The organism is Mesorhizobium sp. B2-5-11 (assembly GCF_006440835.1).
In the GTDB taxonomy this organism is placed as follows: Bacteria; Pseudomonadota; Alphaproteobacteria; order Rhizobiales; family Rhizobiaceae; genus Mesorhizobium.
Genome location: NZ_VFUK01000004.1, coordinates 536,628 through 552,794, shown reverse-complemented (window position 1 = coordinate 552,794; position 16,167 = coordinate 536,628). Strand labels below are relative to the sequence as shown.

The window sequence follows — 16,167 nt, the reverse complement described above, 5'->3', positions numbered from 1 at the left end:
CGACCGTCCTATTCCCGCCTGTACGGCACGCCCAGCATAGCCGGTGCGCTGGTCCGCGAGCGACGGATCATCAACGCAACGATCGCCGCAACATAAGGCATCATCAACATATATTGGTAGGGAATGGCGATACCGACGCCCTGGATTTGCAATTGCAGCGCGTCGAGGAAGGAGAACACCAGAGCCGCCACGCAAATCGGGTAGGGGCGCCATAGGCCGGCGATGACGATGATGATGGCCAGCCAGCCGCGCCCGTTGGTCATGTCCGGCACGAAACGCGCCGCCTGGCCGACGGAGAGAAACGCGCCGGCAACGCCCGCCATCAGGCCACCGAAGAGCACGGCGGCATATTGCACCGGCGCGACCTTTACCCCCTTAACATCGAGGGCCTTGGGATTGTCGCCGGCGCAGCGCACGATCAGTCCATAACGCGTCCGGAACAGGAAGAGCCATACCGCCGGCACCATCAGAAAGGCTATGTAGGTCAGCACCCGCTGGTCAAACAGGATGGGGCCCAGCACGGGAATATCGCTCAGCCCCGGCACCGGCACATCGGCGAAGAAAGGGATGGTCGGCGTCTTGCCGTCGCCAGCGAAAGCGGAACGCAACCAGTATGTGGAAAGGCCGGCGCCGAGCAGGTTGACGGCAAGACCGGTGACGATCTGCTCTACTTTCAGCGTGATCACCAGCACGGCAAAGACGAGAGCCATCAGCGCGCCGGTAAATCCGGCAGCGAGGACGCCCAGCCATAACGACCCGCTTTCATAGGCGGCGAGATAGCCGGTGAAGGCTCCCATCAGCATCATGCCCTCAAGACCCATATTGTAGACGCCGCTGCGCTCGGCGATAAGTTCTCCAAGTGCGGCGAGCAGGAGCGGGGTGCTGATGCGGATGGTGGCCGCCGCCACACTGACCAGGATTGAGGTTTGAAAGAGTGCGTCAAGCACGGCCGACCCTCCGCAGGCGGAAATTGCACGCTGCCCAGCCAGCTAGGAAGAACAAAAGCAGGATCGCCTGGATGGCGTATATCAGCGCCGAGGGCACGCCGGTCTTGATCTGCATGAGCGTAGCGCCGTTGAGCAACGCTCCGAACAACACCGAGGCAACGACGACGCCAAGCGGATGCAATTGGCCGAGGATGGCCACGATGATGCCGCTGTAGCCGTAACCTGCTATTACGCCTGCCTTCAGGCGGTAATGGACGCCGTAGACTTCCGTGATCCCCGCGAGCCCCGCAAGCGCGCCGGAAACCAGAAGCACAACTATGACCAGCCTTCGAGTATTGGTGCCCTGTACATCGAGCGCGCGCATGTTGGACCCGGCAGCCTTGATCTCATAGCCCAGCGGTGTGCGCGTCAACAGCATGTGAACCAAGCCAGCCGCCACAATCGCCAGCAGGAAGCCGGAATGCAGGCGTGAACCGGAAAACAGCAACGGAAGCACCGAGCCCGGATCGACCTTCGGCGTCTGTTCGAAGAAGGCGCCCGCCTCGCTCCATGGGCCGCGCAGCAGCAGCAGCGAAAGGACATAGACGATGATGTAGTTGAGCATGACGGTCGAGATCACCTCATCGACCGAGAAGCGGGTCTTCAGCACGCCCGCAAGGCCGGCATAGAGTGCGCCGCCGACAATGCCACCGATTATAACCACAGGAATTTGGATGAAAGGCGAAAATCCGGTGAGATTGTGCTGCGCCCAATAAGCGAACATGGCGCCGGCAAAAACCTGGCCTTCGGCGCCAATGTTCCAGATACGCGCGCGGAAGGCGACACAGGCGGCAAGACCGGTGAAGATCAGGGGCGTTGCCTTGACCAGCGTTTCGCCGGCGGCGCGCAACGAGCCAAAGCTGCCTTTCAGGAGAGCCGTGAAGGCGGCACCCGGGCTGGCGCCCGCGGCGGCGAAAAGCAGACTGCAAACCAAAACCGCCGCGATCGCCGCCAAAGCAAGTGCAACAATGCGCGCGGTCGGCCGCGGTTCCAGCCGGCGCTCGAGGCGCCACTCCACGAGATTGAAATCGGTCACGCCGCAGCCTCGCTCCCATGGCCGGCCATCAGGCTGCCGATTTCGTCATAGGTGGTTTTTTCCGTATCGAGCACCGCAAGGACGCGGCCGCGAAACATCACACATATACGACTGCTGAGAGCGAAAAGATCCTCCAGTTCCTCGCTCGCAAGCAGGATGGCGCAGCCTTCGTCGCGCTTGTGCAGGAGTTGTCGGTAGACGAATTCGATGGCGCCGACATCGAGGCCGCGCGTCGGCTGGTTGCACAGCAGAAGCCGCTTCGCTTTGGCGAACTCGCGGGCGAGGATGACCTTCTGCGCGTTGCCGCCAGACAATTTGCGAGAGGGTGACGACGGCCCGGTTGCGGCAATCGAATAGGCAGCGATGACCATGCGTGCATTTGCGTCGAGCGCCGCGGTGTCGATAAATGGCCCATTGCGCCAGCGCGTTTGCCATTGTTGGCCGAGTACAAGATTCTCGCCGATATCGAGATCGGCAACGAGCCCGTCGCGGAAGCGGTCGCTGGGCACGTAGCCAATGCCTTTCGCAGCAATCGTCGCCGGTGAGTACGCCTGCAGAGTTTCGCCATCGAGCAAGACCGTGCCGCCGTCGGGCGCGGCGAGGCCTGCGAGGCACTCGAACAGCTCATCTTGGCCATTCCCGGAAACGCCGGCGATGCCGACGATCTCGCCGGCTGCGATGTCGAGCGATGCGTTGTCCAGCACGGGCCTTCCATCGCGCAGGTGCGTGAGCCCACGCACCGAAAGCACCGTCTCGCCGGTCGCTTTCGCATCTGCGGCGCGCGCCGGCGCCGCAACGGAGCGGCCGACCATCATGGTGGTGAGTTGGTCGCGGCTGACGTTCGAGGTTACGACCGTTCCGACCAGTCTGCCCTTGCGAAGCACGCTGACCCGGTCGGATTGCATCACTTCCGACATCTTATGGCTGATCAGCACGACCAACAGATCTTCACTGGTGAGCCGCCGCACGATCGCAAACAGGCGGCGCGATTCCTCGGGCGTCAGCACCGCCGTCGGTTCGTCGAGGATAAGCAGTCTGGCGCCAGTGTAGAGCGCCTTGACAATCTCGACCCATTGCTGTTCGCCGACGGAAAGGTCGCCGACGTGCCGGTGTGGGTTGAGCGAGATGCCGTAGGTGGAGCAGATCGTCTCGATCCTGGACAGAGCCTCAGCCCGGCCGAGCCGCCAGCCGGAGCCCGTGCCTACCGCCACATTCTCCAGCACAGTGAAGCTGGGCACTAAGACGAAATGCTGGTGCACCATGCCGATGCCGGCGCGGATGGCTTCGCCCGGCGAGCCTAGCTGGACGGTCTTGCCGTCCACCCGAATTTCGCCGGCGTCTGGCTGGTAGAGCCCATAAAGGCAGGACGACAGTGTCGACTTGCCTGCGCCATTCTCCCCCAACAAGCAATGCAATTCTCCGGGCATGACGTCGAGCGAGACGTCGTCATTGGCGGCAAGCGCAGCGAAACGCTTCGTCAGGTGCCGAACCGACAGGCGCGGTATCTTGCTCATCTCGGATCGACCCGGCTTGGCACCACCTCCGGCGTCAGTCCGATTTCGGCTCGTTCACATTGAGCTCGATTTTCTTCTCGCCGCTCTGGATGGCCTTGGCCGTTTCAGCCGCAAGCGCCTTTACGTCATCGGGCATTTTGGCTTCCCAAGCAGGATTGAGGATGAGGTCGCCCGAACCCTGCTGCCAGCTGAACCACCTTGGTTCCTTCGGCGCGTCGAATTTGGCGTTCATGGTCTTTGCCTTCCACCATTCATCGATGATCCAATTAATGTGCGGATCCCATTTGACGATGGTGGAGGCGACGATCGACTTCGGCGCCACTTTCGACATGTCCACATAATTGCCGAAGCAGCCTATGCCGCGCTCCTCACAAACCTCGAAGGCGCCCGACATCTGGTAGATCATGTCCGCGCCGGCGGCGATCTGCGCCGAGGTCGCCTCGTTCGATTTAGCCGGATCGAACCAGGACTGGATGAAGGTGATCTTCTGTTTCACCTTTGGGTTCGCTTCCTTGGCGCCGGTGAAGAAGGCATTGATCTGATCGTTGGTATCTTCGGCCGGGAAGGTGGAGATGGCGCCGATGACATTCGACTTCGTGAGTTTGCCGGCCAGTTGCCCCATCACGTAGGCAGGCTCGTGCGCGTGGACGAATATCCAATAGGCATTGCCGCCGAGTCCGCGATTGCCCGAACCGCTCATGACGAACATCGTATCGGGGAATTCGTCCTTCAGCTTCTCGATCGCATCTGCATAGGCGGTGTCGCCGAACAAGATGTCGTAGTCGCCGGTCTCAGCATAGGTGCGGAACACCTGCTCGGCATTGTCGTAAACGTTCTCGGTATAATTGACCTCGATGTCGAGGCCGTGGGGCTTGGCGGCGATGATCCGGTCCATGGAACTCACGAAGGATGATTCCCACGGTGCTTCCTTGCCCGCCGAAAGAATGCCGGCGATCCTGAGCTTGGTCGGCTCTTCGGCTTGTACGCGGCCGCCCCACAGCCACGTCGCGGCCACGAGCGAAACAGCGACAACAAGGTTTTTCAGCATGGTTCCCTCCCTTTTCTAGCGTTCCCAGTCATGAAGCCGGCTTAACGGATCGACCACCGTCAGGTTTATGCAATCGATCAGGCCGAGATCGGTTATCGCGAAATCGGGAATCGCGGTGATCTGCAGCACGAACATGTACATGAAAGGCCATGGCAGCCTACAGCCGAGCGCGCGCGCGGCCGCGTCGAGCTCCTGCTCTTTCTTCGCCATCTCTGGAGGATCAATGTCCGATACGATTCCGCCGATCGGCAGGGGCAGGAATGACACGATCCGACCGCCGTCCGCCACCGCCTGGCCGCCATTGTTCTCGATAATGTGGTTGATTGCCAACGACATGTCGTGGGGATTGGTGCCCACACAAACGATGTTGTTATCATCAGGCGCCGTCGAAGTGGCGAGTGCGCCGGAGCGCAGTCCGAAGCCTGAAGCGAACGCGACCGGCCGATGGGAAGTGCGGCCGTAGCGTTCGACGACGGTGAGATACTGCACGTCCTGTGATGGATCCGCGTCTATATAGCCGTCGCGGACCGGGAGCACGACATCACGTCGCGTGCGTACGAATATTCTCTCGGGCGTAACGGCGATCGCCAGCACGGCCGCCTTGTCGCCCGCTCCGGGCGCGCGCACCAATAGGTCTTTCTGTGAAACCGGCGCTACCTTGAATGTGTTGGTGACAACGGCGCTGCGGGCAGGCGGCGCAAGATCGTCCACGAGCTTGCCGTCGCGAGCGGCCAGCTTGCCTTTCGCGATGACACCTGAGACATGGAAGTCCGCGATATCCTTGACCAGCAGGATATCGGCGGCGAGCCCGGGCGAGATCGAGCCGACCTTCTGGCCGATGCGCAGCGCCTCGGCGCCGTTGATGGTCGCCATCTGGATGGCGGTGAGCGGCGGAACTCCCATCGCGACCGCCATGCGGATCATGTTGTCGAGGTGGCCGCGGGCCAGGATATCCGAGGCGACCACGTCATCGGTGCAGAAGCTGACCCGGCTCGTCGCGGCTATTCCCATCTCGGTGACCATCCGCAGGTTCTCTTCGAGAAAATGGGAGATCGAAGATTCGCGAATGACGACATGCATGCCTTTGCGCAGCTTCTCCAGCATCTCGTCCGCCGTGTAGCTCTCGTGGTCGGAGCGCACTCCGGCCTGCAGGTAGCTGTTCAATCGATTGCCGCGACACATCGGCGAGCAGCCGAGGATCGGCAGACGGCTCTTTTCGGCGATCTCGACCGCCTGCAGAACGTGCTCATCCATCGTGTCGACGAACTCGCGCACCGTCTCCCATATGCCGACGCATTCCGGCCAGGAATGGGTGGCGCGGTGATCGTCCGGTCCGAAATAATAGCCGACGTTGGAGCGAGGCAGTGTGTAGGGCGTCTTGCATGGTGCGCCCCAGAAGATCTTGAGAGGGGTTGCCTTGGCCTCGTCGAGGAATTCGCGGGCGCCTTCCAGGCCGGACACCACGAGGATCTGGTCCAGGCCCGACACAATCGAAGTGGTGCCGAGCGGCACCACCGCCTTGGCGAAGCTAGTTACCGACATCTTGGAACATTCAACGTGGAGGTGGCCGTCTATCAGGCCAGGGCAGAGGAAATAACCAGTAGCATCGATCATCTCGGTCTCGGGGCCGCGGTACTCCGAGACGTCTCCGACAGCGACGATGCGATCCTTGTAGACGGCGACGTCGGCCGGATAGATCTCACCCGAAGCGACGTTGACTAGTGTGCCGCCGGTGACGATGAGAGTCGATTTATGCTCGGCGCGACCAGCACGGATGAATTCGCGTATGTCGGACAAATTCATCTCCGCTCGTGTGGCCTCGCTCGGGCTTGGGACCAAGCTTGTCTGCGCCAAAAATCCCACCTTGCGCGCTCTGATCCTGTCGTATTAGGGTCGTCCATGCAAATGGCAGTTTCTGGCTAGTTCTGGACGCACCGTTCAAATTCTTGGACGATCGATGGATTTTGAAGCGATCGATTATTTTATCAAAGTGGCGGAGGCGCAGTCGCTCTCGCACGCCGCGAAACTGTATGGACTGCCCAAGTCCAGCCTCAGTCACAAAGTGCGCGCGTTAGAGGATTCGCTCGGTGTCGCACTGTTTGTGCGCGACGGTCGGGAATTGCATTTGAGCGATGCCGGGGCCGAGTTCCTCGACCATGCGCAACGCATCAAGGAAAGTTGCGAAGGAGCCAAGGCGGCGATCGCCGAGGCGGGCCACGATATCGCCGGCACGCTGACGATCGGCTCGACCGGCGAGTTCGGCACTTCCTTCACCTCGGAACTGCTGTTCGCCTTCCGTCAACAGTATCCGCAGGTGAATGTCGACGTGATCTTCCTTTCGCTCGGCTATTTCCTGGCGCCCGAAAAGCACCAGCCTTTCGACGGCATATTCCATTGGGGCGAGCCGGCGAACTCAGACTACATCGCTCGCAAGCTCGGGGAGGCTTCCTTCTGTCTCTACGCCAGCCCGCGCTACATTGAGCAATTCGGGGAACCGTCGACGCCCGCAGACTTGGCGGGCCATGGGGCCGTCGCCTTCCGCCGCCCGAGCGGCGTGCAATCCTGGCACCTCGAGCGCGGCGCGGAAACGGTCGACTTCATGCCGACCGCGCAGTGCATGGCGAACGACTACTGGATGCTGAAATACTTCGCCGTAGCCGGCGAGGGTATCGTCTATCTGCCAGCCTTCTTCACCGAGATCGAGTGCAAGAACGGCGATCTGGTGCCGGTGCTCCCGCAATGGCGCTCGCCACTGGTTCCAATCAATCTGCTCTACATGCGACGCCGGTATGTGTCGCGTAAGTTCGCCGCTTTCCTTGATTTCTGCCTGGACTATTACCGCCAGCGCGCCGCTTACAGTTCGCCAAGATATTGCGTCGAGGTCGTGCGGCCCTTTGCGGGCGCGCGCGCCGGGGGAGAAAACAACAGATGATCCAGAGCTGGTTCGAATGCGCGCCGCAGTTGGTTGATGTCGCCATGGGACGCACGCCGGCCGACATGGTGGTCCGGAACGTGCGCTGGGTGAATGTCCATTCGGGCGAGATCATCCCCGCGACGGACATTGCCATCGCGGTCGGCCGCTTCGCCTTCGTCGGCCCGAATGCCGACCATGCCGTGGGCCCCGAGACGCAGATTATCGACGGAGAGGGCCGCTACGCGCTGCCGGGGCTGTGCGATGCGCATATGCATGTCGAGAGCGGCATGGTTACCGTTACCGAGTTCGCGCGTGCGGTCATCCCGCATGGCACCACCTCGATGTTCATCGACCCGCACGAGATCGCCAACGTCCTAGGCATGCCGGGCGTCAAGATGATGCACGACGAGGCTGCCGGACTGCCGATCAATGTGTTCGTGCAAATGCCGAGCTGCGTGCCGAGCGCTCCGGGCCTCGAGAACGCGGGTGCCAGCCTCGGTCCCGCCGACGTGCGTGAGGCGATGTCGTGGCCGAACATCGTCGGCCTCGGCGAGATGATGAACTTTCCTGGGGTGGTCGCCGGAAATGGCGACATGCTGGCCGAGATCGCTGCCACTCAGGCGGCAGGCAAGACGGTGGGCGGCCACTATGCCTCGAAGGATCTCGGTCTGCCCTTCCATGCCTATGTCGCCGCCGGTCCGTCCGACGATCACGAAGGCACCAGCCTGGCCGACTGCGTTGCGCGGGTGCGCCAGGGCATGCGCGCCATGTTACGGCTTGGCTCCGCCTGGTACGACGTCGCCGCGCAGATCAAGGCGCTGACCGAGCTCAGCCTGGACTCGCGCAATTTCGTGCTGTGTACCGACGACAGCCATTCCGGCACACTAGTCAATGACGGCCATATGAACCGCGTTGTGCGCCATGCCATCGCCCAGGGATTAAAGCCGATCACCGCGATTCAGATGGCCACCCTGAATACTGCTCAGCATTTCGGCATGGAGCGTGAGCTTGGCTCGATAACGCCCGGGCGGCGCGCCGACCTGGTTTTGACCTCCGATCTCACCGAACTCCCGGTCGAAACCGTCATCGCACGCGGCTGTGTGGTGTCGAACGACGGCAAGCTCGTCGCCGACATCACGCCCTACGACTATCCCGCCTCGACCAAGAACACGGTTCGCTTGGGCAAGAAGCTCTCAGCGGCGGACTTCGACATCGTGGCGCCCGAGGGTGCGAACCAGGTCATGGCGCGGGTCATCGGCGTGCTCGAGAACCAGGCACCGACCCGTGCCCTGGAGGCTTCGCTCGGCGTCTTGAATGGTATCGTTCAGATGGATCGGACCGGTGACGTCTGCCAGATCGCGCTGGTGGAACGGCATCACGGCACGGGAAAGGTCATCAACGCGTTTGTTTCCGGCTTCGGTTACGACAAACCATGCGCCATCGCCAGCACCGTCGCCCATGACAGTCATCACATGATCGTGGTGGGTACCAACAAGGACGACATGACGCTGGCGGCGAATCGGCTGGGACAGGTCGGCGGCGGCGTCGTGCTGTTCAGCGAAGGACGCGAACTTGCGCTTGTCAGGCTGCCGATCGCCGGACTGATGTCTGACCAGCGCGCCGAGATCGTGGCAGAAGAAGCCAATGGCCTGATCGCGGCGATGCTTGCCTGCGGATGCGCCCTCAATAATGCCTATATGCAGCACTCTCTGCTGGCGCTTGTCGTCATCCCGGAATTGCGCATCTCCGACATCGGACTGATCGATGTGTTGAAGTTCCAGCCGACCGAAGTGCTGGTCGCCACGACCACATGAGGAGGCGGATTTAACCTGACATCACCTTCGTCCTGATTATTTTCGGGTCGCTCCTCGTCTCTTCGGCATTCATCCAATAAATCAGAGCCCTTCCTCCCGCGCATAGGCAGCAAGAAGGTCCGGAAAGTCATTTTCGGGTTTCGCTTTCAGCAGTGCACGTGTGGTGATTGCATCAATATGATGGTCCATCAAGGCAGCCGCCTTGTTCCGGTCGGCCGCGGCCAGGGCGGCAATGATCTCGTGATGCTCGGATACGGCGCAGTCGGACGAATGCGGCCGTCCGTAGAGCGACAGGATGAGCGATGAACGCGAAACGAGTTCCGTGACATAGCGCAGCAACAGTTCGTTTCCGGTCAGCGAGGCAAGCAGCACATGAAATTCGCCGGCCAACTGAATCGACGACGCGGCATTGTTGGCTTTGGCCATCTCTTCCGCGTCGACATGAGCTTCGAGCTGTTTAATCTTTTGCGGCGTCAGCTTGCCGATTAGCGTGTCGACCACCAGCGCTTCAAGCGCCCGCCGCACCTCGAATATATTGTGGCCTTCCTCCAGGCTCGGCTGCGCGACGCAGGCGCCCTTGTGCGGGCGCAATTCGACCAGGCCTTCGCCGTTCAGTCTTGCCAGCGCCTGCCTGACAATGGTGCGGCTGACGCCCAGCCGCTCGCCGATCGAATCCTCAGGCAGCTTTGTTCCCGCGGTCAGCGCCTGGTCGAGTATGACGCGCTTCAACGTGCGATAGACCGCGTCGGACTTGGATACGGCGGATTTCGGATTTTTATTGCGAATGTTGATTGTCATGACCGATCCTGAAAATTCATATCCAAGCACACAAGAAGAAAAGCATCCGCAAAGCCGGAGTTTAGAGATGCAAACGGCCCGGCGTCGAGGGCCAATGCCGTCGGCTCGCGTGCCATCAAGGTTTATTCCAATCGTTGTGTGTCGTTTCTGGAGCCCTCATGCCATGAACATCCGATAGCTGGGAGGGAAAATCTCGGCGACCGTCGGATGTCGCCAGGTGCGTTGCGGATAACGCTGGACAAGCCGTTCGAACTGGGCCTGTGCGCGCTGGTGGGCTGCATCGAGATCGAAACCCGGAATGGTTCGGGCGCTCATCACGGTGCGCCCGTCAATGATGACCGTGTGCACATCGCGTCCGCTTGCGGACGTCGTCAGGCAGGCGATCGGATCGAGGACCTGTCCCAGATGGTTGCCGGACAGGTCGAACACGACGATGTCGGCGGCTGCTCCCGCCTGCAGACGTCCCAGGTCCGACCGGCCGAGCGCGTCGGCGCCGCCAATCGTGGCCGCGTCATAGAGATCGGCTGATTTCGGCGTCTCCAGATTGCCCGCCATGACGCGGCCGAGCATCAGGCCGACCTGCATGTTCTGCACCATGTCGGGTGGCCAGGTGTCCGTGCCCATGCCGATGCGCAGACCCTGGCCGCGAAGGCGGGCGAAATTGTCGAGCGCCGCGCCATGCCGCGCCATCACCAGCGGGCAATGCACCAATGTGGCACCCGAACCGGCGATGATTTCGAGATCATCGCCGTCGGCGTGGGTGCCATGCGGCAACAACGCTCTTTCGCTGAGAAAGCCGATGTCCTGGAGCCAGCGGGCGGATGTCGTGCCGAACCGGCGACGCACTGTCTCGATCTCGAATGAAGACTGGCAGCAATGCAGACGGACCGGCACGCCGAGGTCTCGCGCGGCATTGGCGGTCCTGCGCAACAGGTCGGCGGTCCAGAACTCGACACGGTCCGGTGCAAGCATGGTTCGCACCAATCCGCCGAAGCCCCCTTCGTGCTCCAGGCAAAAGGCAACGGCCCCGTCCAGACCCTCCGCGCCGCGCTCTTCGTCCACCTCGACGACGATGCCGCCATCCGCTTCGATGACGGAATGGCCGGCGCGAAAGGCAGGCCCGAGATAGACGCGAAGGCCCAACTCTGCGGCGCTTTCGGCGGCGGATGCGAATTCGTCCGATGTCTCGTTCCATGCACGATAAAACAGCGATGCGATCGGCAATGCAGTAGTGATGCCGTTGCGGATGAGTTGCGCGAAGGCATAGTGTTTTTGAAACGTCAGCTCCTCGCGCGCCAGCATTTCTACCGGCCCGGCTTCCACATAGTCGCGCGGCCAGACGCGGCCCTTCTTCCAGCCGGGTTGATGATCGAGGCCGAGCACGCCCGTATCCAGGTCCGAAAGCGCATCCAGATCGATGAAACCCGGGCCGATCAGCGCCCTGCCATGATCGATCCGCCGCTTTACAGGCCCGCCGTAGCGATGGCCGACGAAGACGATCCTGCCGTTCTCATGGACGACCTCGCCATTCTCCAGAAGGACATGGCGCCCGTCCCGGTGGCCGACAACCCATCGTGCGGTGAGCAGGACGGGTCCGTCGTCACGCTGGTTCGTCCGACGACTATGCGACATCGGGCAGATCTCCGGCCAGCGCACCGTCACGCACGAGCACGCGGCCGCCGCGGATGACCGTGCGCTTCCGTGGGGTCAGGGCCACGGCTTCCGCCAGGGTCCGCGCGCAAACCAGCACGACATCGCCGTGGCAACCGGGCGAAAGCCCATAATCCGTCAGGCCGATACCTAGCGCGCCGCCAAAGGTGCAAACGCGCGCCGTCTCTTCCAGATCGGCATCGTTGGTCATGCCGTTGCGCTGCGCAAGATATTTGGCCCGCTCCAGCATGTCGCCATTGCCCCATGGCTCCCAGGTGCCCTGGATGCCGTCGGAACCGGATGCCACGACGAGGCCGGACTGGCGCATCATGCGCAGCGGAACCGCCGGCGCGGATGGGCTGCCGACCGTCATGACGGCGATGTCTTCAGCCGCCAGCGCGTCGATCAACGTGTGCTGCCTATGCGTGTCCAGCATGCCGAGACAATAGGCATGGCTCACCATGACGCGGCCCTGAAGGGAGAGCGCCTTGGTCCGTTCGACGATCAGCTCAAGGCAGAAGGCGCCCAATTCTCCCGGTTCGTGCAGATGAATGTCGACCGGCTTGCCGTATCGATCCGCGAGCGCGAAGATTGCGTCCAGGTGGCGAACCGGATCCCGCTCGATCGTTGCCGGGTCGATGCCGCCGACAATATCGGCCCCCGCCTTCAATGCGTCCTCCATCAGCGCCTGCGTGCCTTCGCGTCCCAGCATGCCGCTTTGCGGGAAGGCGACGACCTGCACGTCGACCAATCCCTTGAAGGCTTCGCGCGTTGCAACGACACCCTCGATGTTGGTAATGCCAATTTCCGTATCCACATCGACATGGCTGCGGATATGCGTCACGCCGAAAGCCAGCGTCTGCACGATCTGACGCGCCGATTGCCTGCGCGCATCGATGCCGAGTTCCCGCTTGGCCTTCCTGTCGGCCAGGATCCTGTCGTTGCGCGTGGGTCCCACACGGTTCTGAAACCAGTCCCTGCCGACAAGCGTCTTATCGAGATGCGTGTGCGCCTCGACCAGGCCGGGCAGGGCAACCTGTCCAAGCCCGTCGATTTCATGCGCCGCTTTCCCGCTGGTTGCTTGCGCGAACCGACCGTCGCGAATGTAGAGGTCCGTGACAGCGCCGCCCAAGGGCCTGACATCGCGAATGAGAAGGTCTTCGGTCATCTGGGTCTCCCTGTTTGCGCCCCGGAACTCGGCCTATGCCAGCCCGGCGCGTTTCATCATCAGATGGAAGGCTCCTTCGGCGCGATCCAGAATGGCGTCTTCATCGTGATCGACGAGGCGGCGTCCACGCATGAGGACACGCCCGTCGACGATCGTCGTGTCAACATCCGCGCCGTTGGCGAAGCGTGCCAGCCGCTGCGCGGGGTGCGCCGGCGGCCACAGATGCGGCTGGCGCATGTTGACCAGGATGATGTCGGCGCGCTTGCCCGGTTCCAGCGAGCCGATTTCGTTCTCCATCGACAGGGCACGCGCGCCCTCGATGGTCGCCATCTCCAGCAATTGCATCGGCGGCAGGACCGCATCGTCCCTGAAGTGCCGGGCATGATAGCGGTGCGCCTGGAACATGTTGCGGAACATGTCGAAAGAGCGATCGGGCGCCGCCGCGTCGGTGCCGAGCGACACGGTGACACCCCTTTCCATCAGTTCCGTCGCCGGACAACGGCCCGAAACCGACATCAGAGCACTTGGATTATGCGCCACCTTGGCGTGGCTGCGTTTCAGCGCGGCGATGTCTGCCTCGGTCAGTTCGATGCAGTGCGCCAGCAGCGAATGCTCGTCGAACAGATCGAGCCGTTCCGCATTGGCGGCGATGGAACCGTCGCGATGACCATCCTGGATGAACAGCACGTTTTTTGCGCGAGCAAGGTCGCGAGCATTGCGGGACAGATTGTATACCGTTTGTTCGTCAAGTTCGCGCCGAGTGAACACCGGGAGAGAGACCGCAATCCGCACCCGGCCATCGCGACCAGCCCAATCATCGATGATTTCCGCGCACACTGCCAACTGGGTTTCCGGCGAAATGGTGATTTCGACATACGGAACGCATGCGTGGTCCCGATAGACATGGGACGAGGTCGGCCGGTTCGGCCCGACGGCGAGTATCTCGCGCACTCCCATTTCGGCGATGGCGGCAAGATGTGCCCGTGCTGCCCCCGGCGCCTCGGTGCGCATGATGTCCGGCCCGCCGCCAAACAGCAGGGCAGCGGTGGTCGTTCCGCATTTTATGCGCTCAAGGGCCGACAATGTGGCCTCGGCTGCCCAGAATTCCGTATCCGACGCCTCTGCATAGATACGCCCCGCGATAGTCATCCAGGCTTCGGAATCGTCTCCCAGGCCTTTGGTCAGCATGTGACCCGCATGCGCGTGCGTGTCGACGAGACCCGGCATGACAACCATTCCCGAAGCATCGATGCGCGCCACCTTCTGATCTGTGGCGGGGGCCGCGCCGTCGCCGGCGGTGACGATCCGGCCATCCTCCACCAGGACATGACCCCTCGAGAAAATCCGGCGCCCCGCATCCATGGTGACGATGACACCGTTTTCTATCAGCAAGGCCTGGGTCATTCGGAATCCCTTTTCGGAACGGTCACTTGAGCGGTTTTGCACATGAGAAACGAAATCGAACATGCCTGCCTTGATATTGTGCACAATGTGTGTACGATATCAATGGGGATAAATGGTATCCAATAGATCGGAAACTTCGTATACAAATGGGAGAAGAAAATGAGAAAATGCGTTAGGGTCCTGCTCGCCGGACTTGCGATGGTGATGTCGGTGACAGCGCCTTCGCTTGCACAGACACTGCGCTGGTCATCGGCCGGCGACGTCATTTCGTACGATCCGAATGCCCAGGTCGACAGTTTTACCCAGAGCGTCCAGAACATGGTGTTCGACGGGCTGGTGCGCCGCAACAAGGAAATGGCTATCGAGCCTGCGCTTGCGACCTCCTGGGAGATCGTCTCGCCGACGCGCTGGCGCTTCAAGCTGCGGCAGGGCGTCAAGTTCCACGAAGGTCAACCCTTCAATGCCGACGATGTCGTCGCCACCATCCAACGTCAGATCGATCCCGGCGCGCGCAACCGAGAAAACCTCTCCGCCGTAACCGGCGTCGAGAAGGTCGACGACTACACGGTCGACCTGATCCTGCGCGGACCCTATCCGCTGCTCCTGAACGATCTCGTCGCCATCTACATGATGAGCAAGCCATGGATGGAGGAGCACAATGCCCTCAAGCCCGGCAATGCCTCAACGGGGGTCGTCACCTACGCCAGCAATCATGCCAATGGCACCGGCGCGTTCAAGCTGGTCAGCTACGAGCCGGACTCGCGCTCGGTCTTCGCCGTCAACAAGGAATGGTGGGACAAGCCGCAGCACAATCTGACGGGGGTGGAATTCCGCCCGATCGCTTCGAACGCCACGCGCGTCGCGGCACTGCTTTCGGGCGAACTGGACATGATCGCGCCGGTTCCGTTGCAGGACATCGACCGGGTCGCCAACACCGCCGGCCTGAAGGTTGTGGAGAACCCGTCGCTGCGCGAGATCTTTCTCGGCTTCAGCTTCCGGCCGGAACTTCATGCAGCGCCCGGCAAGCCCAATCCGCTGCTGAACGTGAAAGTGCGCCAGGCGCTTTGGCACGCGGTCGACCTGAACACGATCCAGAAGCGTTTGATGCGCGGAAAGTCGCGCACCTCCGGCATGCTGGTCGCGCCACAGGTCACCGGCTACGATCAGTCGATCGACGTAGCGCTGGACTATGATGTCGCGAAGGCGAAATCCATGCTGGCGGAAGCCGGCTATCCCGACGGCTTCAAGGTTGGACTGGCCTGTTCCAACGACCGCTACATCGCCGACGAACAGATCTGCCTGGCAATCGCGTCGATGTGGGCCAAGATCGGCGTCGAGGCCGACGTGCACGTCGAAAGCAAGACGACCTATTTCCCTCGAATGGATAAGGGCGATCTCGATATCTATATGCTCGGGTGGGCCTCGCTACCGCCGATGGATGGCTACAGCGTGCTGCAAGCCTTGCTGGCGACCAATGACGGCAATTATGGCGGCAGCAACCCCAACGGGCTTTCCAACGCCAAGATCGACGAATTGGCCCGTTCGGCATCGACCGAACTCGACGAGGCCAAGCGGGTGGATATGCTGAAGGCGGCCTTCAAGATCACGCATGATGAGGCCCTCTATCTGCCGCTGCACCAGCAGCCGGTCGCCTGGGCGATGAGCGACAAGGTCGACATGCCGCAATTCCCCGACGAGTATGTGCGTCCCTGGTTCGCGCATATGAACTAGGAAAACGCGCCGGTAAGGCGTGCCCGCGCTTGCGAGGGAGCTTTCGCGGACACGCCTGACTCCGTTGGAGCGCCTGCTATCCGTGGTGGATCGCGAGCTGCTCC

At 61.8% G+C, this 16,167-nt stretch carries 12 protein-coding genes; 3 read left to right on the top strand and 9 right to left on the bottom strand.

What is annotated here, in order from left to right; genetic code table 11:
• Positions 1-8: 8 nt before the first annotated feature.
• Genes FJ490_RS16545 through FJ490_RS16525 form a run of 5 tightly spaced genes read right to left on the bottom strand, consistent with a single transcriptional unit; the run spans position 9 to position 6,381 of the window.
• On the bottom strand, positions 9-947 hold the full coding sequence (locus FJ490_RS16545) for an ABC transporter permease (protein WP_140560694.1): 939 nt from the start codon (positions 945-947) through the stop codon (positions 9-11).
• Entirely contained in the window at positions 940-2,022 is a 1,083-nt protein-coding gene (locus tag FJ490_RS16540) for an ABC transporter permease (protein WP_224680353.1), read from the bottom strand. Before FJ490_RS16540 ends, FJ490_RS16545 begins: the two co-directional genes overlap by 8 nt.
• Positions 2,019-3,536, bottom strand: a complete 1,518-nt coding sequence (locus tag FJ490_RS16535; protein ID WP_140729582.1) for an ABC transporter ATP-binding protein — start codon at positions 3,534-3,536, stop codon at positions 2,019-2,021. The genes FJ490_RS16540 and FJ490_RS16535 overlap by 4 nt, the downstream gene beginning before the upstream one ends.
• Positions 3,537-3,570: 34 nt before the next feature.
• A complete protein-coding gene (locus FJ490_RS16530) occupies positions 3,571-4,584 on the bottom strand; it encodes a BMP family protein (protein ID WP_140560696.1) in 1,014 nt (337 codons plus the stop codon).
• A gap of 15 nt (positions 4,585-4,599) precedes the next feature.
• On the bottom strand, positions 4,600-6,381 hold the full coding sequence (locus FJ490_RS16525; protein ID WP_140500717.1) for an adenine deaminase: 1,782 nt from the start codon (positions 6,379-6,381) through the stop codon (positions 4,600-4,602).
• Positions 6,382-6,541: 160 nt separating this feature from the next.
• Between FJ490_RS16525 and FJ490_RS16520 the strand changes: the two genes are divergently transcribed.
• Both FJ490_RS16520 and ade read left to right on the top strand, forming a co-directional pair.
• A complete protein-coding gene (locus tag FJ490_RS16520; protein WP_140500716.1) occupies positions 6,542-7,516 on the top strand; it encodes a LysR family transcriptional regulator in 975 nt (324 codons plus the stop codon).
• Positions 7,513-9,312 (top strand): adenine deaminase, encoded by a 1,800-nt coding sequence (gene ade / locus FJ490_RS16515; RefSeq protein WP_140729581.1) that lies wholly within the window; start codon positions 7,513-7,515, stop codon positions 9,310-9,312. Before FJ490_RS16520 ends, ade begins: the two co-directional genes overlap by 4 nt.
• An 81-nt stretch (positions 9,313-9,393) precedes the next feature.
• Here the strand turns inward: ade and FJ490_RS16510 are convergent, their stop codons facing one another.
• From FJ490_RS16510 to FJ490_RS16495, 4 genes are all read right to left on the bottom strand, one after another.
• Positions 9,394-10,110 carry a GntR family transcriptional regulator gene (locus tag FJ490_RS16510; RefSeq protein ID WP_140500714.1) on the bottom strand — a complete coding sequence of 239 codons (717 nt, stop codon included), beginning with the start codon at positions 10,108-10,110 and terminating at the stop codon, positions 9,394-9,396.
• 156 nt (positions 10,111-10,266) lie between these two features.
• Positions 10,267-11,742, bottom strand: coding sequence for an amidohydrolase family protein (locus FJ490_RS16505; protein WP_140558788.1), 1,476 nt, complete (start codon positions 11,740-11,742; stop codon positions 10,267-10,269).
• The gene (locus FJ490_RS16500) at positions 11,732-12,928 is read right to left on the bottom strand and encodes an amidohydrolase (protein WP_140729580.1); all 1,197 of its coding nucleotides are present in this window, start codon (positions 12,926-12,928) and stop codon (positions 11,732-11,734) included. The genes FJ490_RS16505 and FJ490_RS16500 overlap by 11 nt, the downstream gene beginning before the upstream one ends.
• Positions 12,929-12,961: 33 nt before the next feature.
• Positions 12,962-14,332: an amidohydrolase family protein gene (locus tag FJ490_RS16495; RefSeq protein ID WP_140729579.1), complete on the bottom strand. Its 1,371-nt coding sequence runs from the start codon at positions 14,330-14,332 to the stop codon at positions 12,962-12,964.
• A gap of 159 nt (positions 14,333-14,491) precedes the next feature.
• On the opposite strand from FJ490_RS16495, the gene FJ490_RS16490 reads away from it, so the two are divergent.
• Positions 14,492-16,063 (top strand): ABC transporter substrate-binding protein, encoded by a 1,572-nt coding sequence (locus FJ490_RS16490; RefSeq protein WP_140567947.1) that lies wholly within the window; start codon positions 14,492-14,494, stop codon positions 16,061-16,063.
• Positions 16,064-16,167 lie beyond the last annotated feature (104 nt).